The organism is Streptomyces sp. 3N207, from assembly GCF_052246355.1.
Classification (GTDB): Bacteria; Actinomycetota; Actinomycetes; order Streptomycetales; family Streptomycetaceae; genus Streptomyces.
The window spans coordinates 15882-39270 of record NZ_JBQQBV010000035.1 but is presented as its reverse complement, the minus strand read 5'-3'; the positions used below and the strand labels follow the sequence as shown (position 1 = coordinate 39270).

The window sequence follows — 23389 nt, the reverse complement described above, 5'->3', positions numbered from 1 at the left end:
CTCACGCTTGCGCAAAGGTCTGGCGCTGGCCGCCGAGCCCCGTGATGGTGAGCTCGGTGGTGTCGCCGGAGCGGAGGAAGGGGCTGTCGGGCCGGCCCAGGGCGACGCCGGCCGGGGTGCCGGTGTTGATGACGTCACCGGGCTCCAGCACCATGTACTGGCTCAGATAGGTCACGAGATGAGCGACGTCGAAGATCATGTCGCTGGTGCGGCCGTGCTGCCGCTCGATGCCGTTGACGGCCAGCCGCAGCGTGAGCTGCTGCGGGTCGGGCACCTCGTCAGCGGTGACGAGGAAGGGGCCGAGCGGGTTGAAGGTCTCGCAGGACTTGCCGAGGTCCCACTGGGGGGAGAAGTCCAGCTGGAACTCGCGCTCGGAGACGTCATGGCTGATCGCGTAACCGGCGACGTGGCGGAGGGCTTGCTGTGGTCCGGTCAGATAGCGGGCCCGCGCGCCGATGACGACGGCGAGCTCGACCTCCCAGTCGGTCCGGGTAGAGCCACGCGGGATGAGCACCTGGTCGTAGGGGCCGATGACGGTGCCGGGGTCCTTCATGAAAACCACGGGCCGCCCCGGGATGTCGGCGCCGGTCTCGGTTGCGTGGTCGACGTAGTTCAGGCCGATGCACACCACCTTGCCGGGGCGGACGACGGGCGCGCCGATGCGCAGCCCGGTCGGGTCCAGCTCCGGCAGTGTGCCGGCCTCGGCGGCGGCGCGGACCCGGTCGAGGCCGCCGCCTGCGAGAAGGGTGCCGTCGATGTCGGCGGTCAGGGAGGACAGGTCCAGCGTGCGGCCGTCTTCGGTGCGGAGGGCTGGGCGTTCGCAGCCCGGATCGCCCAGGCGCAGCAGCTTCATGGTGTTCCGTACTCCTAGTCCTGCGCGCGGCCGGTCGTCACCCGGGCGAGCATGAGGGCGATGAGGATGATTCCGCCGTAGATGGCCTGGATCCAGAAGGACGGCACCTGGGCAAGGGTGAGCAGGTTCTGTACGACGCCGAGCAGCAGGACACCGGTGAGGGCGCCGAACATCGTGCCCTTTCCGCCGTCCAGGCTGATGCCGCCGATGACCGCGGCCGCGAACACCGTGAAGATCATGTTCTGGCCTTGGTTGGCGTTGATGGCGCCGACGTAGCCGGTCTGCATGAGTCCGCCGATCGCGGCGAGCACACCGGCGACGACGAACACACCGAGCATCACCCGCTCGACGCGGATCCCGGCGGCACGCGCCGCTTCCGGATTGCCACCGATCGAGTACAGCGCGCGCCCCACGCGGTGGTACTTGAGGATGAAGCCCGCGATGCCGAACGCGGCCGCAGCGAGCCAGACCGACAGGGGAATGGTGAGAAAGGTGGAGGTGGCGAGGGTGTAGAAGGCGTCGGGCATCCCGAAGAGTGTCTTGCCCTTGGTGGCGCCGACGAGGAGACCGCGCAGCACGATCAGCATGGCGAGCGTCACGATGAACGCGTTGAGCTTGAACTTCACCACAAGCACGCCGTTGAACGCGCCGACTGCCGCCCCGGCTACGACGATGGCGAGCAGGCCGAGCGCCGTCGGCCACTCGGTACCGAACCCGGCATTCGCCGCCGGCAGTACCAGCAGCGCCCCCAGCGCGGGGGCAATGCCGAGGACCGACTCCAACGAGAGGTCGAACTTGCCGGTGATCAGCACCAGCGACTCGGCCAGCACCACCATGGCCAGCGCCGCCGAGGCGCCGAGGATGGAGATCAGGTTCCGCTCGGTGAGGAAGGAGTCGTTGACCACGGACCCCAGGACCAAAAGGACGAGCAGCGCCGGTACAAGGGCGAGTTCGCGAGCTCGGCGCAGCAGTACGTTCTTCGGGGCGCTGTGGGGCGCATCGGCGACGACCGGCCCGCGGGGGGCGGCCACGGCCGCCGAAGGCTTGGTGTCAGCCATGGTCCACTCCTTCTATCGACGCGATCAGTTCGTGGTCGTTCCAGCCCGCGGGGTACTCGGCCACCACCTGTCCGTGGAAGAGCACCAGCACGCGGTCGCACCGGCGCAGGTCGTCGAGTTCGTCCGAGACGACGAGCACCGCGGTGCCGTCCTCCCGGGCGCTGTCGAGGTGGGCGAGCAGCGACTCCTTCGACTTCACGTCCACGCCCGCGGTGGGGTTGATGAGGACGAGCAGCCCCGGGTCGGAGGCGAGGGCGCGGGCCATCACGACCTTCTGGGCGTTGCCGCCGGAGAGATCGGAGAGCGGCTGCTCGGGTCCCTCGGCGTGGATGTCGAGCCGCTCGATGAGCTCACCGGCGAAGGCCCGCTTCCGCTCGGTGCCGACGAACCCGTACCGCCCGAGCCGGCCGAGCACGCTCATGGTTGCGTTGTCCCCGATGGTCATCCCCGCGACCATGCCCTGCTCGTGCCGGTCCCGCGGAACACACCCGACGCCCGCCTCGAGGGCCGCGCCGACATCGCCGAACGGCAGTCTTTCCCCGTCGAGTTCCGCCTCGCCCCCGGCCGGGGTGTGCAGCCCGGCAAAGCTCTCGGCGAGCTCGATCTTCCCGCTGCCGCTGCTGCCTGCGAGGCCGACGACCTCGCCGCGGCGAATGGCGAGATCCACGTTCGTGAAGCTGCCGTCGGCCCCCGTCAGTCCGCGTGCCCGCAGCCGTACGGGGGCGTCGCCCGGCGGAGGCACCGTACGCCGGGCACCGCTCTCGGCGACCGCCTCCCCCGCCATGGCCTCGACCAGGGCAGCGCGCGGCAGTTCAGCGACGGGGGCGGTCGTGATCCAGCGGGCGTCGCGCAGGACGGTGACGGTCTGGCACACCTCGTACACCTCTTGGAGGTGGTGGGAGATGAACAGGAAGGTCACACCGGACTCCTGCAGCGTTCGCATCCGGGTGAAGAGTCGGTCGATCTCACGGTTGTCGAGTTGCGCGGTCGGCTCGTCGAGAACGATGAAGCGTGCCCCGAAGCTCAACGCCCGGGCGATCTCCACCATCTGGCGGTCCTCGACCTTGAGGTCACGGGTGGAGACCTCGGGGTCGACACGCACGTCCCAGGTGTCGAGGACATCGGTGGCCTCGGCGCGCAGCTTGCGCCAGCTGATGAAGCCGCCGCGTCCGCGGGGCTGCCGGTTGATGAAGAGGTTCTCGGCAACCGTCAACTCCGGTACAACAGTGGGCCTCTGGTAGACGCAGGCCACCTTGCGGCGCCAGGCATCACGGTCGGCCAGCGGCGGGGCCGGCGCGCCGTCGAACGCAACGGTGCCGGAGTCCGGTCCCTGCAGTCCGGTGAGGATGGACACGAGGGTCGACTTTCCGGCGCCATTACGTCCCACCAGGGCGTGGGACTCGCCCGGTAGTACGGTCAGCCGACCGTCGGCGAGGGCCACGGTGGGGCCGTAGCGCTTGGTGATGCCCTCGGCTGTCACGAGCGGCCGGGGCAGGGTGTCGGCGGTGCTCATTTGACGGTGTTCCCCCACAGGCTCTTGTCCCCGACGTTCTTCCTGGTCACCAGCGGGGCGGGGAGCTGGTCCTCGAGCATGCCGTTGGGCAGCTTCACGATCTCGGAGCCGTGGTCGGTCTTGCCCGGCTTGAACTTCTGCCCCTTCATCGCCGCCTTGATGTAGTGCATGCCGTACTTGGCGTAGGCGTCGGCCGGCTGCGAGACGGTCGCATCGATCTGGCCCTTGCGGATGGCGTTGAACTCTTGCGGGATGCCGTCGTTCGAGACGACGGTGATGTGCCCCTTGCCGCCCGCCTTCTTCAGCATCCCCTTGGACTTCAGGGTTTGCAGGGTGGGCGCGAGATACACCCCGCCCGCCTGCAGATAGATCCCCTTGATGTCGGGGTTGGAGTTGAGGAGCGTGTCGAGTTTGGAGGCGGCGGTGTCCGACTCCCACTTGGCGGGGATCTCCAGCACCTTCAGCTTCGGGTACTTCTTCTTCACACATGTGCGGAATGCCTGGGAGCGCTCACGCCCGTTGACGGAGGCGAGATCGCCCATGACTTGGACGACTTTGCCGCTCTTGACCTTTCCGCCGAGGTACTCGCATGCCTTCTGGCCGTACGCCACGTTGTCGGCCCGCACCACCATGGCGACCTTGCCCTCCTTGGGGGCGACGTCCACAGCGACGACCGGGACGCCCTTGCGCTCGGCCTGGTCGAGCCCGGCGGAGATGGCGGTGCTGTCGAGCGGGGCCACGACCAGGCCCTTCACACCCTGGTTGAGCTGGTTGTTGATGTCGGTGATCTGCTGCGCCGGGTCACTGTTGGAGTTGACGGTCTTACGTGCGTCGACGCCCTCGGACTTCGCCTTCTTCGGCACGTAGTCGTTGTACGCCTGCCAGAACGGCGAGGTCAGCAGCGGCAGAACCACGCCGACCTCGCCCTCGCCGCCGCTCTTGCCACCGGACGCGCCGGTGTCCTTCGTACTCCCGCACGCCGAAAGCGCCACGGCGGCGCCGACAGCAACCGCCGCTGCGCGCACGGCCTGTGATCTGGTTCCCGAAGTTCGTCCGGCCATGGCTCGGCTCCAAACAAGTGGTGAGGTGGAGGACCGACGTCCCAGCGTCGGCCGGACCCGAATATTCATCAGACCACTTATCCGCGTCAACGCCCATGCATGGCCAATTTTGCGTCATCCGGAGATACTCATCCGAGCACTTCCGAGGCTAGACTCCAGCGCACCGGACAGGGAGGAACTGCTGTGGAAGGTCTGCACGAACCCGTCGCGCCACAGAAGGGCACGGTGACGCAGCGCGCCATAGACCAGATCAAGGCGCTGATCGCCGAAGGCAGGCTGAATCCCGGCCAGCGGCTGCCCACCGAACGGGACCTGGCCGCCCAGCTGGGTGTCTCCCGCAGCTCGATGCGCGAGGCCGTACGCGCACTGACCTTCATGGGCGTGCTGGAGGCACGGCACGGATCAGGGGTTTACGTCACCCAGCTCGATGCCGGTGACCTGCTGGAATCCCTCGGGGTAGTCGCCGACCTCTCCCGCGGACCGCAGCTGGGCGAACTGCTGGAAGTGCGCAAGATCCTGGAGTCCACCGCGACCGCGCTGGCCGCCGCCCGCATCGACGCCGAGCAACTCGCCGAAGTCGAACGGCATTTGAGGGCCATGGACGCCACCGACGACATCGAGGCGATCCTCGCCCACGACCTCGCCTTCCACCGGGCCATCGCCCAAGCCGCGGGCAACGACACCATGGCAGCAGTCCTCGAGGGCCTGTCCTCCCGCACCTTCCGTGCCCGGGTATGGCGTGGCTTCCAGGAGGAGGGCGCCATCGACCGCACCCGCCGCGAACACGCCAGCATCTACCGCGCCCTCGTCGACCAGGACCCGGAGTCGGCCCGGACCACGGCCGCAGCACATGTCGGCGAAGTCGAGCGGTGGCTCCGCGAGAGGCTCGACACGAACGGATAGAGCCTCAGCCTCCGCCACCTCACCGGGCTTGCCGTCGGCCCGTGCGCCGTGGGCTCCGTACCTGATCGTCACATCGGCGGGCCGGCCGGCGCGGGCCCCAGGGTGGTCGTGCCGGGCGTGGCCCGGTGGCCGAGGCCGGTGCGATAGGTGTCCAGGGCCTCCTCCACGCGTCCGGTACGGCGCAGCAGATCGCCGAGGAGTCGGCACAGGTCGGCGACGTCACCGGCGGCGTCCGCTTGTTCGAGCAGCGGGAGGGCCGCGCGGTAGTGCTCCTCAGCGGCCGAGTCGGCACCGCGCTGCTCTTCGATGAGACCGAGCAGCCGGTGTGCGGCACCCGCATGCACCGCGCCGCGTCCGGGGCGCAGGATCCCGGTGTCCGGCTCTCCCGCGGTGAGCAGCGGTCGTAGCAGTTCCTCCGCCTCCTGGACCTTGCCGCGGCGGCGCAGTACGTCCGCCAGTTCGACCTCGACCTGTTCGGTGAAGAGCGCGGCCCGCTTCGAGGCGAGCATGGAGCGGGCGGTGCACAGTTCGCTCTCGGCGCGCTCCAGGTCGCCGTGCTGGGCGTGCACGTAACCGCGCATCCAGTGGCAGTGGGCGAGGTCGGTGCGGATGTGCAGTTGCTGGTAGAGCTCCTGGGCCTTGGCGAGTGAGAAGTCGGCCTCGGTGATGCGGCCCTGGGCGATGAGCGTGCGGGCCACGCCGCGGTGCATCCCGGCGAGCAACGCCGGGTCGTCCACCCGCGGCGCGAGCGCGAGCGCCAGCTCAGCGGCGCGCCCGGCCCGCGTCCGCGCGCCCATGTCCAGGTACGGCGCGATGGACGCCGTGTAGAGGAGCAGCAGCGAGTCGGGGTCGTGCAGCCCTGAAGCGTTGAGCTCGTCGAGGGTGGTCTCCAACAGATAGCAGGCATACCGGAGTTCCCCGCTGAGGCGGTGGGCAGCCGCACGTCCGCGCACGGCGGGGACCCGGCGGGTCAGCGGCTCGTCTGCCAGCAACTGCTCGACGGCACCGAAGCACTTGCGCGCCTCGGCGAGGTCGCCGGATTCGAGCAGGCAGTCGCCCAGGCCGAGGAGAGCGCCGGCCTCCTCGGCGGGGAGCCTGTGCTCGACGGCCTCGGTTCGCAGGGCCCGAAAGAGCGTGGCCGCGTCCTCGGGGGCCCCGGTGGCAAGGGCGTGCCGCGCATCGGTCAGGCGCAGTCGCAGATCGGCGGCGAGGTGCGCCGGGCGGCCGGTGGCGAGCTCCTCGGGAGTGGTGCCGAGCCGTGCCGCCACATGCCGCAGGGCCGCCTCGGAGGGGCGCACCTTGCCCGATTCCAGCGTGGAGATGTAGGCGGGCGTGTACGCGGGCTCGGCCAACTGCCGTTGGGTGAGGCCGCGCTCGGTCCGCAGGCGCAGCACCCGTTGCCCGATGGCGGTGGGCTCGTCAGGCCATACGCCGGCAGGTCCGTTCTTGGCCACCTCTATCTCCCCCGGCTCCCCGGCACTTGAGCCGCGTCCTTCGAAGTCCGGAGCGAAGGCCGCGGAACACCTGGCGCGAACTCGCCGTCCGCACAGTCACCTTATGCCCGACCGTTGCCCCGGGCTTCGGCACCGCCTATGTTAATCGACGCGTTAAGCGTGCTTATCCCCCCACTTAAATGCGCGCCGGTTCGACCAGGTCCGCGCAGCTCACGGAGGTCTCCCATGCCTGGACACGCTCCCCGCAGATCCCGCACCCGGCTGACCGTGGCCGCCGGCATCGCCGTCGTGGCGACGCTCGCCGCCACAGCACCGGTAGCCGCGAGCCAGGGCTGGGGCGACAGTGCCCCAGCCGCTCAGACCGACAACGACCGCGGCGGCTCCCCGTCCAGCGACCGCGTCGAAGTCGAATACTTCAGCGGCCCCGGCCGCCACCCCCGCCACACCCGCATCCCCGCCTCCGCTCCGCTCACCAAGAAGCAGCAGAACAAGATCGAAGACGACGGCGACGTGGTACCGATCGAGGAGACCGGACCGAGCGACGCCAAGGTCGACGTCGTCTTCATCGGCGACGGCTACACCGCCGGCCAGCAGGAGGACTTCCACGCCGACGTGCGCCGCAACTGGGAGCAGGTCGCCAAGGTCGAGCCGTACGCCCAGTACAAGGACCTCTTCAACGTCTGGGCGGTCGACGCGCACTCGAAGGATTCGGGTGTCTCCGGCGACCCGACCAGCGATGTCCGTAAGGACACCGCCCTGGGTTCACACTTCTTCTGCGACGGCATGGAACGGCTGCTGTGCGTCGACGAGAACAAGGTCGAGGCATACGCGAGCAAGGCCGCCGACCCCGACCTCGTCGTCGTCCTCAGCAATTCCACCAAGTACGGCGGCGCGGGCTACAACGACATCTCCTCGCCGTCCGGATACGACGGTATCGCCACCGCCTCGTCCGACAACGCCGAGGCCGTGCAGCTCGTCGTGCACGAATCGGGCCACTCGTTCGGCAAGCTCGCCGACGAGTACTGGTACAGCGAGAACGAGCACACCGGCCCCGAGCCGGGCGAACCCAACCTCTCCACGCTCAGCGCCGAGGAGATGGCCGCGCAGAAGACGAAGTGGCACCGCTGGCTCGGCCAAGCCTCGCCGGACGGCGGCACCGTGGGCACCTACGAGGGCGGCGGCTGCTGCGCCCGCGGCGTCAACCGGCCCACCGAGAACTCGATCATGCGCACGCTGGGCCGGGAGTTCAATCTCCCCGGGCGCGAGGCCATGATCGCGGGCTTCCACAAGCACGCACCAGCCGTCTCCAGCACCACACCCACCGGCCGACAGGTGCGCGGCGCAAAGCGCATACGCATCGAGGCATCCGAAAAGGCGCACGTGCGCTGGCTGGTCGACGGCCGCGAAGCCCGGAAGGCCCGTGGCGCTCGTTCCGTCACCCCTGGCACGCTCGGCGTCCCGGACGACGGTCGCGCGCACACCGTGAGCGTGCGCGCCACGGATCCGACCGACGCGGTACGCGATCCGCAGCTGCGCAAGCTCCTGAACGGCACGCTCCAGTGGAACGTCAAGCGCTGACACCCGGTATGCGACAGAGCGGGGCACCGCCTCGACATCGTTCGCCCGTCCACCCGGCCGTGCGCAAGGCTCAGAAGCCGAACAGCTGGGTCCAGGTCCGGTCGTCCTCGACCAGGCCGAGGCCCATGGTGGTCACGTCGCAGTTGAGGATGTTCGCGCGGTGGCCTTCTGATTTCATCCAGGCCGCCATCACGTCCTCCGGGGAGTTCTGTCCCCGGGCGATGTTCTCACCCCCGGGCGACTTGTAGCCCTGGGCCATGGCCCGGTCGCTGAAGCTGCGGCCGTCCTGGCTCGTGTGGTCGAAGTAGTTTTTCGCCGACATGTCCTCGCTGTGCAGTTGCGCAGCGCGGGTGAGGCGGTCGTCGAGCTTCAAGGAGCGGCACCCGGCCTTGGCCCGCTCCTTGTTGACGAGCGCCAGGACCTGCTCGGCCGGGGCGTCCGCGGGGTCGGCGGTGGTGGGAGTGGGAGTCGGCTTGGAGCGGGGCGGCGCCGACTTGGTCTTGGACGGTGCCGCCTTGGGCTTCGGCTTCTTGTGAGTCGCGCGCGGCTTGGGCGAGTGCGACGTGCTGGGTGAAGGCGAGGTCGAGGCCGTGGGTGAAGGCGATGTCGGGGACTCGGAGTCGGCCGCGGACCGCACCGTGTCCCCGTGCCCGTCCTCGTGCGACGGTAGCCCGTTCACGACCGCGATCGTCCCCCCAGCGAGCAGCGCGGCGATCCCGGCGGCCAGGCCGGTCGTCCGCCGCCGCCTGCGTATTCGCTCCTGTACGCGGCGGCTGCGCCGACTTCCCTCTTGTACACGGCTGCGCCGACCGTGCGAGTCAGCGCCGCGCGCAGCCCGTAGCACGGCCGTGTCATCACCGCCGCTCTCGAACGACTCGGCCGCGTCACCGTGTGCGCTGAACGCCATCGGCTCGACGGGATCCGCGGCGGCATAGAGGGCGGCCATCGCCCCCGTACCGGTCAGCGCGGCGGCCACGGGCACCAGGCCCAGGCCCACCAACAGCCCCTCGGCGGGCACCAGTCCGGCCTGGTACCCCGAGCAGACACCACACTCCCGGGCGTGCCGTGCGATGCGCTTGCGCCACAGCGCCGACGGGCGCCGGTTCCAGTTGTCCGTCACTTGGTCGAGGCGAGCACACATCGGTGTGGCGGACAGCGCACGCACCACCAGGCGTGCGGTCTCCAACTGCGCCTTCATCCGCTGCACACGCACCCCTGTGTGCTCCGCAGACAGCTCCAGAGCGGCGGCCACCTCGGCCCGGCTCAGCTCACCCGCCGCCTCCAGCCACCACAGCGAAAGCAGCGCACGGTCGTCGGTGTCCAGCCAGCGGGTGGCCTGCGCCACTTCCCGCCGCTGGCCTTCGAGTCCGAGACGGACGATCGTCAGGTCCACGAAGTCCGCCCCAGGGTCGGCCACCTCGTAGGCATCCTGCAGACCGAGATCGGACGGTGCGGCCTGCCGCTTGGACCAATAGGTACGGATCTGGTTCATCGTGATGGCCACCAGCCACGACCGGAAGCGGAGAGGGTCGCTCAGCGAACCGAGACCGCGCAGCGCACGGAGCATCGTTTCCTGCACGACATCATCGACGTCGGCATGCCCGTTCAGCGCCCGGCCGACGATGTTGTACACCAGGGGCAGATACGAGCTGACCAGCTCATCCTGTGCCCACAGCGCACCGCGCTGTGCCGCCTCGACCACTGCACGGTCGGTTTCCCCTGTCGCTGCCACGCCCGTCCACGTCCTTTCCCAGTCCCGACATTCTCTGTCCGACACAAGGGGGACCTCGGACCGGGGGCCGTCATAACAGAAACGCCCTGCAACGGATTCAGCGCTCGCAGAGTGATCTCCGCCGTAGCTCGGGGGTAACGGCCTTGCTGTCCTGGCGTCGGGCCAGGGATGCTGGGCCGGTGCCAGGACAGCGGAAGAGAAGACGCCGACAGCAGGAGGCGAGTCGCCGGGATACCGCTCGCACCGCTCCTGGCACGGGCCGCTGGGCAGTGTTGTTCGAAACCGAGAACGAGTCGGAATTGCGTGCTTACGTACGCCGTCTGCGCTCCGCGGAGGAGCGGATCGACTGGGCGATGACCCGGATCGACACGCTCTGTGGCCGACTGGTGCAACCGACCACCTACCGGCTGAGCCTGTTCGTGCCGACTCAGGAGCGCAATCCGAACCGGGATCACCCCGATCACTGATCTTGTTGTGGGCCGTTGAGTTGTAGTCCCCGGTGAGTAGCAGCGGGATCTTGTCCTCGTCCGCCACCATCGGCTCCGGCGCCGCCCCGACTCCCCCAGGCTCTGCCGGGAATGGCCACGGCCCGGGGCGGTTGGCTCAGCCCGCCCAGCGCTCGTGGATCTCGTCGGCCGTGGTGACCGTCGCGACGAGCGCCAGGGTGTGGCGGACCAGCGCGGGCGTGTAGTCGGCCGGTACTCCGGCGATGGCGTCGGCGGGCACCACGGCCGTGTAGCCCAGGTTGACGGCGTCGAAGACCGCGTTGGGCACCGCCACGTTCGCCGAGACACCGGTGACGACGAGCGTCCGGACGCCGAGGTTCCGCAGCAGGGCGTCCACGTCCGTACCGGCGAGCGGCGAGAGACCGTGCAGCCGTCGTACGACCAGGTCCTCGTCCGCGACCGGGATGGGCTCGGCGATCCGCACGGCGGACGAGCCCGTCAACTGCCTCACGGGCAGCCGTTCGGCGGCGTGGAAGAGCCGGGCGTTGCGGCTGGCTCCCCTGCCGTCGGGGCGGCGCTCGGCGACGGCGTGCACGACCTGGACGCCTGCCTGGTGCGCGGTGGCGGTCAGCCGCGCGATGCGGTCCAGCACTCCCGTGCTCCGTACCTGGTGGGCGAGTTCGGGCAGGGCGCCGTCCGCGCCGACCACGCCTCGCTGGCACTCGACCGTCAGCAGCGCGGTGGTTGCCGGATCGAGTTGAGCGGCGAGGCGGTCGAGCGGGGGCATGCGCGCTCCTTTCCGTCGTCGAGGCGCCCGCAGGATAGGGAGCATTGCGCAAGACAGGAAGAGCCTTCATGATTTCCTGACGGGTAGTCAGCAGACGTTGGCAAGCAACCCAGTCAGCAACGCCCGGCTCGGGAAAGCGGGGACGCATGGCCGACACACAGCAACGGCGGGGACGCCGGATCATGATGACGCCCGAGGAGCAGGACACCTTCCTGCGCACCCGGCGCACCTGCCGGGTCGCCACGGTGGGCCGACGGGGCGCACCCCACCTGGGCGCACTGTGGTTCTGCTGGGACGGCGCCGCGCTGTGGCTGTACTCGCTCACCCGCAGCAGGAGATGGGCGCAGCTGCGGCACGACCCACGGCTCGCAGTGCTGGTGGACGACGGCGAGGAGTACGGGGAACTGCGCGGCGTCGAGCTCTCCGGCCGGGCCGAGTTCGTCGGCGAGGCCCCACGCACGGGCGAGCCCTGCCCGGAGCTGGCCGAGGCGGAGCGGCTGTTCCCCGTCAAGTACTTCGGCCTGGAGCGGATGCCGTACGACGGACGGCACGCCTGGCTGAAGCTGGCCCCTGAGTCGGTGGTCTCCTGGGACTTCCGCAAGCTCTGAACCGGCCGCAGCCGCAACCCCGTATCAGTCGTACCGTCCGCCCTCGGCCGGGCGCAGCGCCGCCGCGAGGTCGTCGGCGAGGCGGTCGATGTCGGCCGCGGACAGCGGCGAGACGGTCAGCCGCAGTCCGGGCGGTGAGGCGAGCCGGAAGCGGGCGCCGGGAGCCGCCGCCCAGCCCGCCTGGAGCAGCCGCGCCACCGGGCCGGTCTCCTCCCGCACCGGCACCCATACGTTCATCCCGCTGCGCCCCCGAGCGGCGACGCCCCGGGCGGTGAGCGCTTCCAGCAGGGCAGTACGCCGCACACCGTACGAGGCAGCCACCCGGGCCGGGTCCGCCGCGCCGGTCTCCCACAGGTGTGCGACGGCACGCTGCAGCAGGTGACTGACCCAGCCTGGCCCCAGCCGCTGACGGCCGCGGACCCGGTCGACGGTGAGCGGGTCACCGGTCAGCACGGCGAGGCGCAGATCGGGCCCGTACGCCTTGGCGGTGGAGCGCACCAGCGCCCAGTGCCGGGTGGTGCCCGCCAGTGGGCGCAGGGGGAGGTCGGCGATGCCGTGCCCGTGGTCGTCCTCGATCAGCAGCGTTGCCGGGTGGTCCGACAGCACGGCGCGCAACTGGCGGGCGCGTGCAGCCGAGACGGCCGCGCCCGTCGGGTTCTGCGCGCGGTCGGTGACGATCGCCGCCCGCGCGCCCTGCCCGAGGGCACGCTCCAGCTCTGCGGGCTGCGGCCCGTCGTCGTCCACGGCGACGGGCAACGGGCGCAGCCCGAGCGCGGGTACGAGGTCGAGCAGGCTGCCCCAGCCGGGGTCCTCCACGGCCACGGCGTCGCCGGGGCGCAGATGCGCCGCCAGCACGCGCTCGATGGCGTCGAGCGCGCCGGACGTGACGGCGAGCGGCCCGGCGGGCACCCCGTCGGCATCCAGCGCCGCGCGGGCCGTCGCCGCGAACCCGGGGTCGACGTCCGCCGCGCCGTACAGCACGGGATCGCGTACGGCGCGGTTGGCCGAGACGGCGAAGGCGGCGGCGAGCGGCGGGAGCAGCGCGGGGTCGGGGTTCCCTGTCGAGATGTCCACTCCGCCTGCGGGCGGCTCGACCCGCAGGGACTCGCGGGGTGCGGTGGCGGGCCGCTGCCGTACCCGGCTGCCTCGTCGGCCGGCTGTCTCGATGACGCCGCGGTCGCGCAGCGTGCGGTACGCCGCCGCCACGGTGTTCGGGTTCACTCCCAGTTCGGCCGCCAACTCCCGCAGCGGCGGCAGCAAGTCACCCGGCGCGAGGGCGCCGTTGCCGACGCCGCGTTCCACGCTGTTCGCGATCTCCGCTGCTCCCCGGCCTTCGATCCGGTAGCCTCCTAGCACAAACGCAATTATGCACTAGTGCAATAGGGAGCGCAATGACCGGCTCACCGTCCACCCCGACGACCTACGCCCCGACCCCACGCACCACCGGCAGCCGGGCGCGCGAGCGCATGGCCTACGACCGGGAGCTGGTGCACGCCATCCTCGACGAGGGCTATCTGTGTCACCTCGGCTTCGTCCGCGACGGCGCACCCGTCGTCCTGCCCACGCTGTACGCGCGGGTGGGGGAACGGCTGTATGTGCACGGCTCCACGGGCTCCCGTCCGCTGCGCGAGGCGGGCCGGGACGACGGTGGGATGCCGGTGTGTGTGACGGTGACCCACGTGGACGGGCTGGTGCTGGCCAAGTCCGCCTTCCACCACTCCGTCAACTACCGCTCGGTGGTGGCACACGGCCTCGCGTACCAGGTGACGGAGCACGAGGAGCGGCTGATGGCGCTCGACGCGATCGTGGAGAACGCCGTCCCGGGCCGGGCCGAGGACTCACGCAGGGCCAACCCGAAGGAGCTGGCCGCGACCGCAGTCGTCCGGGTGGACCTGGAGGAGGTGTCGGCGAAGGTCCGCTCGGGCGGACCCAGCGAGGAGCCGGAAGACCTCGACCTGCCGTACTGGAGCGGTGTGCTGCCCGTCTCCCCCGCCTACGGCGCCCCGATACCGGCGGACGACCTCGCGCCGGGCACCCCCGTCCCCGGCTACCTCACCGCGCGCTGACATCGACGGCCGCGTCGGCGGACCCGGACCCGGCCGTCCCGGTGGACCCGGCGACCGGCGCGGCATCGTCGGCCTGCGCCTTGGGGGTGGAGCGCTGAGCGATGAAGGCGCCCAGCAGCACGACGGCACCGCCCGCGAGCTGGACCGCGCTCAGGTGCTCCCCGAGCAGCACCCAGGCGAGCACGGTTGCGATGACCGCCTCCAGGCAGGCCACCACGCCCGCGACCGGCGGTGAGAGCCGCCGTACCGAGACCACCCCGGTCAGATACGCGGTCGCGGTGGCCACCAGCACGATCCAGACCAGCAACACCAGTCCGTGCACCGCGGTGCCCTGCAGCTGGGCACTCCGGCCGAGAACTGACCAGTCGGTATGCCAGGGCCTGGCGACGACGGTCAGCGCCAGCGCACCGATCAGCAGTCCGTAAGCGATGACGCCCATCGGGTCGGCCGGCGGCCTGGCCGCGGCCCGCTGCTCGCCCGTGCCGTCGCCGCGCCCGGCGCTGTTGCCACGCTCGGCGCTGTTGCCACGCTCGGCGCCGTTGCCGCCCGTTCCGGCCGTACCGTCGGCCTCCTCGGCCGTGCTGCCGTGGTCCGAGAGTACGAAGTAGCCCACCTGGCAGCAGGCGGCCCCCAGGGCGAGTGCCAGACCGAGCCCGTCCAGCCGTAGCCCTGACCACACCTCCACGACACAGCTGAGCCCGCCCACCGCCAGCACCATGCCGACCGCGGCGGCCCGGGTCACCGCACGGCGCTGGACGAACCGCACCCACAGCAGCACCAGCGCGGGCGCCAGATACTCGATCAGCAGCGCGACGCCGACGGGGATGCGGGAGAGCGCGGTGAAGTAGAAAGCCTGCACACCCGCGACCGCGAGCAGCCCGAAACCCACCAGCAGCCACGGCCGTTGCCGCACCAGCGCGCGGTGCCGCCAGGCGAGCGGCAGCAGCACGAGCGCTCCGCCCGCGGCGCGCAGCCAGGTGACATGGAGCGGTTCGAGCCCGGCCTCGATCAGCGGTTTCGCCGCGACACCCGAGCTGCCGAACGCGCACGCGGAGACCAGAGCGAGGACGAGACCCGAGGTCCGGGCCCGGGAGATGTCCGTGGCAGCGGACGCGGCGGAGCGGGAGGACTGGGTAGGCATCGCCGCATCATCTCAAGCACCGACAGGAGTGTCACCCCCGATACCCCTGTCATCCCCGGCTCCGCGATCGGCGCCCGGCCGCCCACGGGTCAGGCGTCGTCGGCCACTCCCAGCCGGTCGGCCAGCTGCGCCACATCCACTCCCGCGCGGCGCAGCACCTCCACCCCCCGGCACTCCGGGTCGGCGACCACACCGGCGAACAGGTCCACTCCCTCGGTGCGCTCCTTCGCCAGCCGCCGGGCGCGGCGAGCGGCCAGCTCCAGGGCGGCCTGCGCGCTGGGCGACCAGCCGGGCACGCCACCGGGCTGCTCGGAGACGGCCGGTACGGCGCCGGAGTCCTCCACGGTGCTCTGCCAGCGCAGGCCGTAGCCGATGCTGCGCTGGACGAGATAGCCGAGCAGCTTGCCGAGCTGCGGGCCGCCGCCCTCCAGCAACTCCCAGGTGCCCCCGTCGGACTCCAGCAGGCTGTGCAACAGATGCGCCGTGTCGATCTGCCGGTCCCCGTCCCGCGCCGCGCGCCGGCGCGCGGTCGCGATCACGTCGGCCAGCGCAGCACTGACCTGCGGATCGACGGCGACGTCGACTCCCGCTTCGGCGGAGGGGCTGGGCCGTGTAGAGCTGTGCACCGAACCACCACATCACACGCACCTGTGAGAAATCATCAGCGTGCCGTGGCATATGCCGGTCCCCCCATGGTTGGGGAGGGATGTCGGACGTCTCCTCCTTGGGAAGGAGGCAGAACGCACCAATCCCCGCCGGGCTCCCATGGAAGCGCGCCCGTCCACGATCGACCCGCGCGGGAGCGCGCCGGGCGCCCCCGCGGGCTCAGTCCCCGTCGGCGAGGATCAGATAGAGGCTCTTCCTGGCGTCGTTGACCACCCGGAGCGCCTTCTCCCGCTGCTCCTCCGTGCCGGTCGCCCACACCTGCTGGAAGGCCGCCGCCAGCCCGCCGGCCGCGGTACGGGCCTCCTGCATGGCCTCCCAGTCGACGCCGCGCCCGGCTTCCTCCCAGGGTGCCTCGGCGCCGGCCTCGGCTTCGGTCCTGCCCTCGTCCGTGAGCGAGAAGTGCTTCTTGCCGCCCTCGCTCTCGCTGGCGATCAGCCCCTCGTCCTCCAGCAGCTGCAGCGTCGGATAGACGGAGCCGGGGCTGGGCTTCCAGGCACCGCCGCTGCGTTCGGCGATCTCCTGGATCATCTCGTAGCCGTGCATCGGGCGCTCCTTGAGCAGCGCCAGGATCGAGGCCCTGACGTCGCCGCGCCGGGCCCTGCCCCGAGGGCCGCCCCTGCCGCGCCCACGGCCACCGAAGGGGCCGCCGCCGAAGGGCGGCCCGAAGGGACCGAAGGCCGCACGCCCGCGGCCGGAACCGGGACCGTACTGCCGAGCGCCCCGCTCCATCCCGTGTTCCATTCCATGGGGATACATCGCTGACTCCTTTCGCATCACATCTTTGATCAGTCGCGATGCTTCAACGATATATCGGGAGCCATCGTATGGCAACCCCGGGGTGGAAGCTCCGTATCGATATTGCATAGACATACGCAATGAGACATACTCTTCCTATGTCTAAGGTCCTCACCTCCCTTCCCGCCGGCGAGCGCGTCGGCATCGCCTTCTCGGGCGGCCTCGACACCTCCGTCGCGGTCGCGTGGATGCGTGACAAGGGCGCCATCCCGTGCACCTACACCGCCGACATCGGCCAGTACGACGAGCCCGACATCGCCTCGGTGCCCGGCCGTGCGAAGACCTACGGCGCCGAGATCTCACGCCTGGTCGACTGTCGCGCGGCGCTGGTCGAGGAGGGCCTGGCCGCGCTCACCTGCGGCGCTTTCCACATCCGCTCGGGCGGGCGCGCCTATTTCAACACCACGCCGCTCGGCCGTGCGGTCACCGGCACCCTCCTGGTCCGGGCGATGCTCGAGGACAACGTCCAGATCTGGGGCGACGGCTCGACCTTCAAGGGCAACGACATCGAGCGGTTCTACCGGTACGGCCTGCTCGCCAACCCGCAGCTGCGGATCTACAAGCCCTGGCTGGACTCGGACTTCGTGAGCGAGCTCGGCGGCCGTAAGGAAATGTCGGAGTGGCTGCTCGCCCACGACCTGCCATACCGCGACAGCACCGAGAAGGCGTACTCCACCGACGCCAACATCTGGGGCGCCACCCACGAGGCCAAGACGCTGGAGCACCTGGACACCGGCGTGGAGACCGTGGAGCCGATCATGGGCGTGCGGTTCTGGGACCCCTCGGTCGAGATCGCCACCGAGGACGTGACGATCGGCTTCGACCAGGGCCGTCCGGTGACGATCAACGGCAAGGAGTTCGCCTCCTCCGTCGACCTGGTGATGGAGGCGAACGCCATCGGCGGCCGGCACGGCATGGGCATGTCGGACCAGATCGAGAACCGGATCATCGAGGCCAAGAGCCGCGGCATCTACGAGGCACCCGGCATGGCCCTGCTGCACGCGGCGTACGAGCGCCTGGTCAACGCGATCCACAACGAGGACACCCTCGCGCAGTACCACAACGAGGGGCGGCGCCTCGGCAGGCTGATGTACGAGGGCCGCTGGCTGGACCCGCAGGCGCTGATGGTGCGGGAGTCGCTCCAGCGCTGGGTCGGTGCGGCGGTCACCGGCGAGGTGACGCTGCGGCTGCGGCGTGGTGAGGACTACTCGATCCTGGACACCACAGGCCCGGCGTTCAGCTACCACCCGGACAAGCTGTCGATGGAGCGCACCGAGGACTCGGCATTCGGCCCGGTGGACCGGATCGGCCAGCTCACGATGCGCAACCTCGACATCGCCGACTCGCGGGCCAAGCTGGAGCAGTACGCCGGGCTCGGCCTGATCGGCACCGCCGCAGCGACATTCGGGGGCGCCATCGGTGCCGCCCAGGCGGCCGCGACCGGGCTGATCGGCACCATGCCGGAGGGCGGCGCCGAGGCCATCGCCTCCCGCGGTGAGATCTCCGGCGACGACGAGCTGCTGGACCGCGCCGCCATGGAGTCCGGCACGGACTGACCGGCCCGCCAGCCCCGTCGACGCGGAAGGGCCGACAGCCGAGGGGACGCACCACGGGAGAGGCCGGCTGGGCACCGAAAGCGCCGAGCCGGCCTCTCCCGTTTCCGCTACCGGAACCGATGCCGGGGCCGGCGATCAGGAGGGAGCCCACGCAGACCAGCGGCTGAACCGCGCGGCGCTCTCCGTACGCTGGGCACGGCAGCGCGGTCGGCGCCGTCCCACACAGCGTCAGGAGCCGCCCCTATGCAGAGCGCCGCCGCGTCGGCCCGCAGCCACCGGGTCCCGGTGCTGGTCGCCGCGCTCCTCGCGGTCGCCTCCCTCGCCGGGTGCGGCGCAGGCCCGGGCGGCGGTACCCTGGACCGCGGCCGCACCTCGACGGCGGCCCGGCCCACTCCGCCGCCGGTCCATGCGGGCTTCGACTACCAGATCGGCGGCGCCTACCCGCCGCCCGACGGGGTGCGGGTGATCTCCCGGGACCGCGGGCACTCCCCCGCTTCCGGGCAGTACAGCATCTGCTACGTCAACGCCTTCCAGGCCCAGCCCGACGCCCTGGACCGGTGGCAGCGGCACCACCCCGAACTGGTGCTGCGTACCAAGGGCGGCAAACCCGTGCTGGACACCGACTGGAACGAGGCGCTGCTCGACACCTCCACCGCCGCACACCGCAAGGCGCTCGCCCGGATCGTCGGACGCTGGATCGACGGCTGCGCCAAGAAGGGGTTCCAGGCCGTCGAACTGGACAACCTCGACTCCTACGAGCGCTCCGGCGGACGCCTCACCGAGGCCGACAACGTGGCGTTCGCCGCGCTGCTGACCCGGCGCGCCCACCGGAGCGGACTGGCAGCCGGACAGAAGAACGCCCAGGAACTGCCGGCGCGGCGTAGCACGATGGGGTTCGACTTCGCGGTGACCGAGGAGTGCGGGCAGTACAAGGAGTGCGGACAGTACGCGAAGGCGTACGACGACCGCGTGCTGGACGTCGAGTACACGGCCAAGGGGCTGGCGGCGGCCTGCCGTACGTGGGGCAAACGGCTCTCCGTCGTCCGACGGGACCTGGACGTCCGGCCCGCGGGAGAGGACGGGTACGTCCACGAGCGGTGCTGAGCCGGTCCGCAGGCGACTGATCGACCGCACGCGCCGAATTGGCCGCACGCGACGAACCGACCGCACCGCCGAATTGGCCCCCGCACCACCCCGTTCACCACCTCGCCCTCCGCTTCTCTCGCCGCCGCACCGAGCCAACCGCGCGATTTCCGAGCCACCTGCCGCGAATTGGCCATGCACAGATCCATTCCGAAGCCGTACTGTCCAGGCCATGAGACTCCGCACCGTTGACGCCTTCGCCGCCGCCCCCTACACCGGCAACCCCGCCGCTGTCGTGCTCCTGGACGCGAACGCCTTTCCGGAGGACTCCCGCCTCCAGGCCCTCGCCGGGGAGCTGAACCTGTCCGAGACCGCCTACGCACACCCCCTCCCCGACGACCCGGAAGCCGACTGGGCGCTGCGCTGGTTCACGCCGACGACCGAGGTCGATATGTGCGGCCACGCCACGCTTGCCACCGCGCACGTACTCGCCGACGACGGCCTGCTGGGCGAGGGTGAGCGGGTGCGCTTCCGTACCCGCAGCGGGGTGCTCAGCGCCTCCCGCGAGCCGGACGGCACACTCACCCTGGACTTCCCCACCGCCGAGCTGACACCGGTGCCGGTGCCGGACGGCGTCGGGCAGGCGTTCGGCACCGACGCCGTGGCCGCCTGGGACACCGGCACGCTGGGGATGCTGGTGCTGGAGCTCGCCGACGAGAAGACGCTGCGCGAGCTGGCCCCCGCACCCGACGACGTGGCCGCGCTTCCGGCGCCGGTTGTGGTGGTGACAGCCGCAGCGGCATCCGCGTCGGGCTCCGCGTCCGGCGAGCCGGGACACGACTTCGTCTCCCGGGTGTTCGCCCCCTCCCAGGGCATCCCGGAGGACCCCGTCACCGGCAGCGCACACACCGCGCTCGCCCCGCTGTGGTCACGCCGGCTCGGCCGCGACACCCTGACGGGCCTTCAGGCGTCGCGGCGCACCGGCTATGTCCGCACCACACTGCGCGGCGACCGCACCCTGCTGGGCGGCCAGGCCATCACCGTGCTGGACGCGGCGCTGCGCACGCGGCTGTAGCCGCCACCAGCGCCGCGGGCAGGGCGTGAGGCGTCATCGACCACCCGCACCCGCACCCGCTTTCACGGCTGCCCGCGTCCGCGTCAGGGCGTGGGCAGCCAGTCCACCCGTCCCGCGAGCAGCGCGTACCCGACGAAGGCGACGATGTCGATCAGCGCGTGAGCCGCCACCAGCGGGCCCACACGCCCCCAACGCCGGTAGAGGACGCCGAAGACGAGGCCCATCGCCAGGTTGCCGAAGAAGCCCCCGATGCCCTGGTACAGGTGGTAGGAGCCGCGCAGTACGGCGCTGGCGGAGAGCGAGGCGAGCGGCGACCAGCCGAGCTGATCGAGCCGGCGCAGGAGATAGCCGACGACGATCACCTCCTCCAGCACGGAGTTCTGCACGGCGGACAGGACCAGCACCGGGTACTTCCACCACACGCCGGGCAGCGACTCCGGCTCCACGGTGAGGTTGAAGCCGCCGGACTGCGCCAGCAGATAGAGCCCGATCCCGCAGCCGCCGATACCCGCCGCCACCGCGGCGCCCCGGCCCAGGTCGAAGGCGGGCCGGCGGCGGTCGAAGCCCAGCACCCGCAGCCCGCCCGCGCCCTCGCGGGCCAAGAGGTGCGCGACCAGCGCGACGGGCACCAGCGCGGTCGCGATCCCGAACAGCTGCCAGGCCAGATCGAGCCACGGCCGCCCGGGCGCCTGCGAGGAGTTGAGCCGCGCCGCCTGGTCCGCCAGCCCGCCCGGCCTCGTCAGCGCGCCGAGGAAACTGATCAGCGACGAGACGGCGCTGGCCCCCAGCGAGAGGGCGAGCACAAGCAGCAACTCGGTGCGGAGCGGCTGCCGCGGCAGCCCGTCGCCGGAAGCCGCCACCTCAGGCGCCTGTACGCGCACTCGACCCTCCAGCTGTGAACGCCGTACCCATCCCGCTCCCTCCTGTCCCACCGCGACCCCCTCACGCTAGAGCCCCAGCTTGCCCGGCGGCTCTTGCGTACCCGACATGGGGGTCTGTGCCCCAACAGGGGCGCGGGGAACTGCGCGCCCAGCCGCAACCCACCCGCAGTCCGCGAACGACGGACAGGGGCACCCCCCACGGGAACACCCGAGGGGCACCGCAACGTCCGCCTACGGCCCCTCGGCCCACGTGTGCACCGGGGCACCATCCGCCGCACGCTCACAGTACGCGCGAGTAACGGCAGCCAGCGCCTTCTCCCGGTCGAGGCCGGACTCGACGGCACGGCGGCAGGCCGCCGCCTGCCAGGAGGCGCCGTTGACCCGCAGCCGACAGCGCTCCTCGATGATCGAGAGATACCGGTCGCGGTCCGCGGGCTCCACCCCCCATGCGTCGAGCCCGGCGGCAGCCAACGGCAGCAGTTCGTTGCGCACCAGCCGGGTGGCGGGCTGCCGTACCAGCCCGGTGCCCCGGCCCGAGCGCGGCCACCACAGCTCGGCCTCGATCCCGTACCGGCACGCCGCGTCGAAGTTCCGCTCGGCGTACTCGAACGGCATCCGGTTCCACACCGGCCGCGGATCGTCGGCCAGCGCGCGGACCAGCCCGTAGTAGAAGGCGGTGTTGGCCAGCACATCGGCCACCGTCGGACCGGCCGGCAGCACCCTGTTCTCCACCCGCAGGTGGGGAGCGCCCTCCATCACCCCGTACACCGGCCGGTTCCAGCGGTAGATGGTGCCGTTGTGCAGCGTCAGTTCCGGCAGCGCGGGCACCTCGCCTGCGGCCAGCACCCGCTGTGTGTCCTCCTCGTCGCAGATCGGCAGCAGCGCGGGGAAGTAGCGCAGATTCTCCTCGAACAGGTCGTACGCGGAAGAGATCCAGCGCTCCCCGAACCAGGTGCGCGGGCGCACGCCCTGGGCACTCAGCTCCGGCGGGCGCGTATCGGTGGCCTGGAGGAACAGCGGGACCCGCGACTCACGCCACAGTTCCTGCCCGAACAGGAACGGCGAATTGGCCCCCATGGCGATCTGCGCGCCGCTGACGGCCTGCGCGGCGTTCCATACGTCGGCGAACCGTCCGGGCGTCACCTGAAGATGGAGTTGTACGGAGGTGCAGGCCGACTCCGGCGCTATCGACTCCGAGGTGCTCACAAGGTGTTCGACGCCGTCGATATCGAGGGAGATCTCCTCGCCCCGCGCGGCCATGATCTGATCGTTCAGCAGCCGGTAACGGTCGTCCTCGGTGAGATTGGCCAGGGTCAGATCGCGGGCCGTGAGCGTCGGGAGGGTTCCGATCATGACAATGCGCGCGTCCACCTCACGGGCCTGCCGGTCGGCGTATGCCAGCCCGGTGCGGAGTTCTTCGGCGAGCTGATCGAGAACTCTTCCGGAGAGCGCATGCGGCACGATATTCACTTCGAGATTGAACTGGCCCAGTTCCGTCTGGAAATCCGAGCTCGCGATGTGCTGGAGAACCTCTGCATTCACCATGAGCGGCTGGCCCTGCGCGTCCGCGAGATTCAGCTCGAGCTCCAGCCCCATGAGATTCCTGGGCCGGTCGAACCTCTTCTCCTCCAGCAGTTGCCACAGTCCCTCGAGGCACTTGTGCAGCTTCTGCCGGTACCGCCGTCGGTCGGACAGGTCGAACCTGTCGGCGACGACCTTCTCTCCCATTGGAGGCTTCCTCCCTGCTGGTGGATGCTGCCGGGGCCCCGGCCGAGCGTGCACCGATGATGCCCTGCCGAGCTACGGATAACGCCTGGCAGGGCTGACGGGGCAGTTGACTGCCGCTAGGCTGGCGGATGCCGGACGGCACATTCCCACGGCATACGGCGGCGTCCAGCCCGCGCGGCACACTTCCCCCGGAAAACACCGACGCCATCAGGCCGACCGCGTTTCCTCCGGAATCCGAGGTCATCGGCGTACCTTCGGCATCACTGCAGGTGAAAAGGCCGCCGATTCGACCTGTTATGGCCTTACAGGAAACAGCCGGGCACGTTAGCTGAAACACTTCTCGAACACATCTCGTATAAACTACGCGAACGAGGCAGAGACTTGGCGACCCCGGCCCGCCCCCGT

21 protein-coding genes are annotated in these 23389 nt (G+C 70.7%); 8 read left to right on the top strand and 13 right to left on the bottom strand.

Annotated features, from left to right (window positions below; all coding sequences use genetic code 11):
- Position 1 precedes the first annotated feature (1 nt).
- From ACTWP9_RS34080 to ACTWP9_RS34065, 4 genes are read right to left on the bottom strand one after another with little or no spacing between them, the layout of a single operon-like run.
- A complete protein-coding gene (locus ACTWP9_RS34080; protein WP_443250202.1) occupies positions 2–853 on the bottom strand; it encodes a fumarylacetoacetate hydrolase family protein in 852 nt (283 codons plus the stop codon).
- Positions 854–867: 14 nt separating this feature from the next.
- Positions 868–1911, bottom strand: a complete 1044-nt coding sequence (locus tag ACTWP9_RS34075) for an ABC transporter permease (RefSeq protein WP_443250201.1) — start codon at positions 1909–1911, stop codon at positions 868–870.
- Entirely contained in the window at positions 1904–3424 is a 1521-nt protein-coding gene (locus tag ACTWP9_RS34070) for a sugar ABC transporter ATP-binding protein (protein WP_443250200.1), read from the bottom strand. The genes ACTWP9_RS34075 and ACTWP9_RS34070 overlap by 8 nt, the downstream gene beginning before the upstream one ends.
- Positions 3421–4485: a sugar ABC transporter substrate-binding protein gene (locus ACTWP9_RS34065; RefSeq protein WP_443250199.1), complete on the bottom strand. Its 1065-nt coding sequence runs from the start codon at positions 4483–4485 to the stop codon at positions 3421–3423. The genes ACTWP9_RS34070 and ACTWP9_RS34065 overlap by 4 nt, the downstream gene beginning before the upstream one ends.
- A 192-nt stretch (positions 4486–4677) precedes the next feature.
- Here ACTWP9_RS34065 and ACTWP9_RS34060 point away from each other — a divergent pair, with 192 nt between their 5' ends.
- On the top strand, positions 4678–5388 hold the full coding sequence (locus ACTWP9_RS34060; protein WP_443250219.1) for a FadR/GntR family transcriptional regulator: 711 nt from the start codon (positions 4678–4680) through the stop codon (positions 5386–5388).
- Positions 5389–5456: 68 nt separating this feature from the next.
- Here ACTWP9_RS34060 and ACTWP9_RS34055 read toward each other — a convergent pair whose 3' ends face one another.
- A complete protein-coding gene (locus tag ACTWP9_RS34055; protein WP_443250198.1) occupies positions 5457–6842 on the bottom strand; it encodes a tetratricopeptide repeat protein in 1386 nt (461 codons plus the stop codon).
- A gap of 225 nt (positions 6843–7067) precedes the next feature.
- Here ACTWP9_RS34055 and ACTWP9_RS34050 point away from each other — a divergent pair, with 225 nt between their 5' ends.
- The gene (locus ACTWP9_RS34050; RefSeq protein ID WP_443250197.1) at positions 7068–8420 is read left to right on the top strand and encodes a M64 family metallopeptidase; all 1353 of its coding nucleotides are present in this window, start codon (positions 7068–7070) and stop codon (positions 8418–8420) included.
- A gap of 70 nt (positions 8421–8490) precedes the next feature.
- Here the strand turns inward: ACTWP9_RS34050 and ACTWP9_RS34045 are convergent, their stop codons facing one another.
- Positions 8491–10152: a sigma-70 family RNA polymerase sigma factor gene (locus tag ACTWP9_RS34045; RefSeq protein WP_443250196.1), complete on the bottom strand. Its 1662-nt coding sequence runs from the start codon at positions 10150–10152 to the stop codon at positions 8491–8493.
- A gap of 299 nt (positions 10153–10451) precedes the next feature.
- Between ACTWP9_RS34045 and ACTWP9_RS34040 the strand changes: the two genes are divergently transcribed.
- A complete protein-coding gene (locus ACTWP9_RS34040; protein WP_443250195.1) occupies positions 10452–10619 on the top strand; it encodes a hypothetical protein in 168 nt (55 codons plus the stop codon).
- 136 nt (positions 10620–10755) lie between these two features.
- On the opposite strand, the gene ACTWP9_RS34035 is transcribed toward ACTWP9_RS34040, so the two are convergent.
- Entirely contained in the window at positions 10756–11385 is a 630-nt protein-coding gene (locus ACTWP9_RS34035) for a cysteine hydrolase (protein WP_443250194.1), read from the bottom strand.
- A gap of 146 nt (positions 11386–11531) precedes the next feature.
- Between ACTWP9_RS34035 and ACTWP9_RS34030 the strand changes: the two genes are divergently transcribed.
- Complete coding sequence (locus ACTWP9_RS34030; RefSeq protein ID WP_443250193.1) at positions 11532–11993, top strand: pyridoxamine 5'-phosphate oxidase family protein; 462 nt, start codon at positions 11532–11534, stop codon at positions 11991–11993.
- A gap of 24 nt (positions 11994–12017) precedes the next feature.
- On the opposite strand, the gene ACTWP9_RS34025 is transcribed toward ACTWP9_RS34030, so the two are convergent.
- The gene (locus ACTWP9_RS34025; RefSeq protein ID WP_443250192.1) at positions 12018–13349 is read right to left on the bottom strand and encodes an aminotransferase class I/II-fold pyridoxal phosphate-dependent enzyme; all 1332 of its coding nucleotides are present in this window, start codon (positions 13347–13349) and stop codon (positions 12018–12020) included.
- Between the two features lie 35 nt (positions 13350–13384).
- On the opposite strand from ACTWP9_RS34025, the gene ACTWP9_RS34020 reads away from it, so the two are divergent.
- Positions 13385–14059 carry a pyridoxamine 5'-phosphate oxidase family protein gene (locus ACTWP9_RS34020; RefSeq protein ID WP_443250191.1) on the top strand — a complete coding sequence of 225 codons (675 nt, stop codon included), beginning with the start codon at positions 13385–13387 and terminating at the stop codon, positions 14057–14059.
- Here ACTWP9_RS34020 and ACTWP9_RS34015 read toward each other — a convergent pair.
- From ACTWP9_RS34015 to ACTWP9_RS34005, 3 genes are all read right to left on the bottom strand, one after another.
- Positions 14046–15200, bottom strand: a complete 1155-nt coding sequence (locus tag ACTWP9_RS34015) for an EamA family transporter (RefSeq protein ID WP_443250190.1) — start codon at positions 15198–15200, stop codon at positions 14046–14048. The genes ACTWP9_RS34020 and ACTWP9_RS34015 overlap by 14 nt on opposite strands.
- Before the next feature lie 89 nt (positions 15201–15289).
- The gene (locus tag ACTWP9_RS34010) at positions 15290–15826 is read right to left on the bottom strand and encodes a Clp protease N-terminal domain-containing protein (protein WP_443250189.1); all 537 of its coding nucleotides are present in this window, start codon (positions 15824–15826) and stop codon (positions 15290–15292) included.
- Between the two features lie 199 nt (positions 15827–16025).
- Positions 16026–16622, bottom strand: coding sequence for a PadR family transcriptional regulator (locus ACTWP9_RS34005; RefSeq protein ID WP_443250188.1), 597 nt, complete (start codon positions 16620–16622; stop codon positions 16026–16028).
- A 137-nt stretch (positions 16623–16759) separates the two neighbouring features.
- Between ACTWP9_RS34005 and argG the strand changes: the two genes are divergently transcribed.
- The 3 genes from argG (at position 16760) to ACTWP9_RS33990 (ending at position 20375) form a co-directional block, all read left to right on the top strand.
- Complete coding sequence (gene argG, locus ACTWP9_RS34000) at positions 16760–18217, top strand: argininosuccinate synthase (RefSeq protein ID WP_443250187.1); 1458 nt, start codon at positions 16760–16762, stop codon at positions 18215–18217.
- A gap of 243 nt (positions 18218–18460) precedes the next feature.
- Complete coding sequence (locus tag ACTWP9_RS33995) at positions 18461–19321, top strand: endo alpha-1,4 polygalactosaminidase (RefSeq protein ID WP_443250186.1); 861 nt, start codon at positions 18461–18463, stop codon at positions 19319–19321.
- A gap of 211 nt (positions 19322–19532) precedes the next feature.
- Positions 19533–20375: a PhzF family phenazine biosynthesis protein gene (locus ACTWP9_RS33990; RefSeq protein WP_443250185.1), complete on the top strand. Its 843-nt coding sequence runs from the start codon at positions 19533–19535 to the stop codon at positions 20373–20375.
- A gap of 83 nt (positions 20376–20458) precedes the next feature.
- On the opposite strand, the gene ACTWP9_RS33985 is transcribed toward ACTWP9_RS33990, so the two are convergent.
- On the bottom strand, positions 20459–21256 hold the full coding sequence (locus ACTWP9_RS33985) for a CPBP family intramembrane glutamic endopeptidase (RefSeq protein ID WP_443250184.1): 798 nt from the start codon (positions 21254–21256) through the stop codon (positions 20459–20461).
- 231 nt (positions 21257–21487) lie between these two features.
- Positions 21488–22984, bottom strand: coding sequence for a glutamate--cysteine ligase (locus tag ACTWP9_RS33980; RefSeq protein WP_443250183.1), 1497 nt, complete (start codon positions 22982–22984; stop codon positions 21488–21490).
- Between the last annotated feature and the right edge of the window lie 405 nt (positions 22985–23389).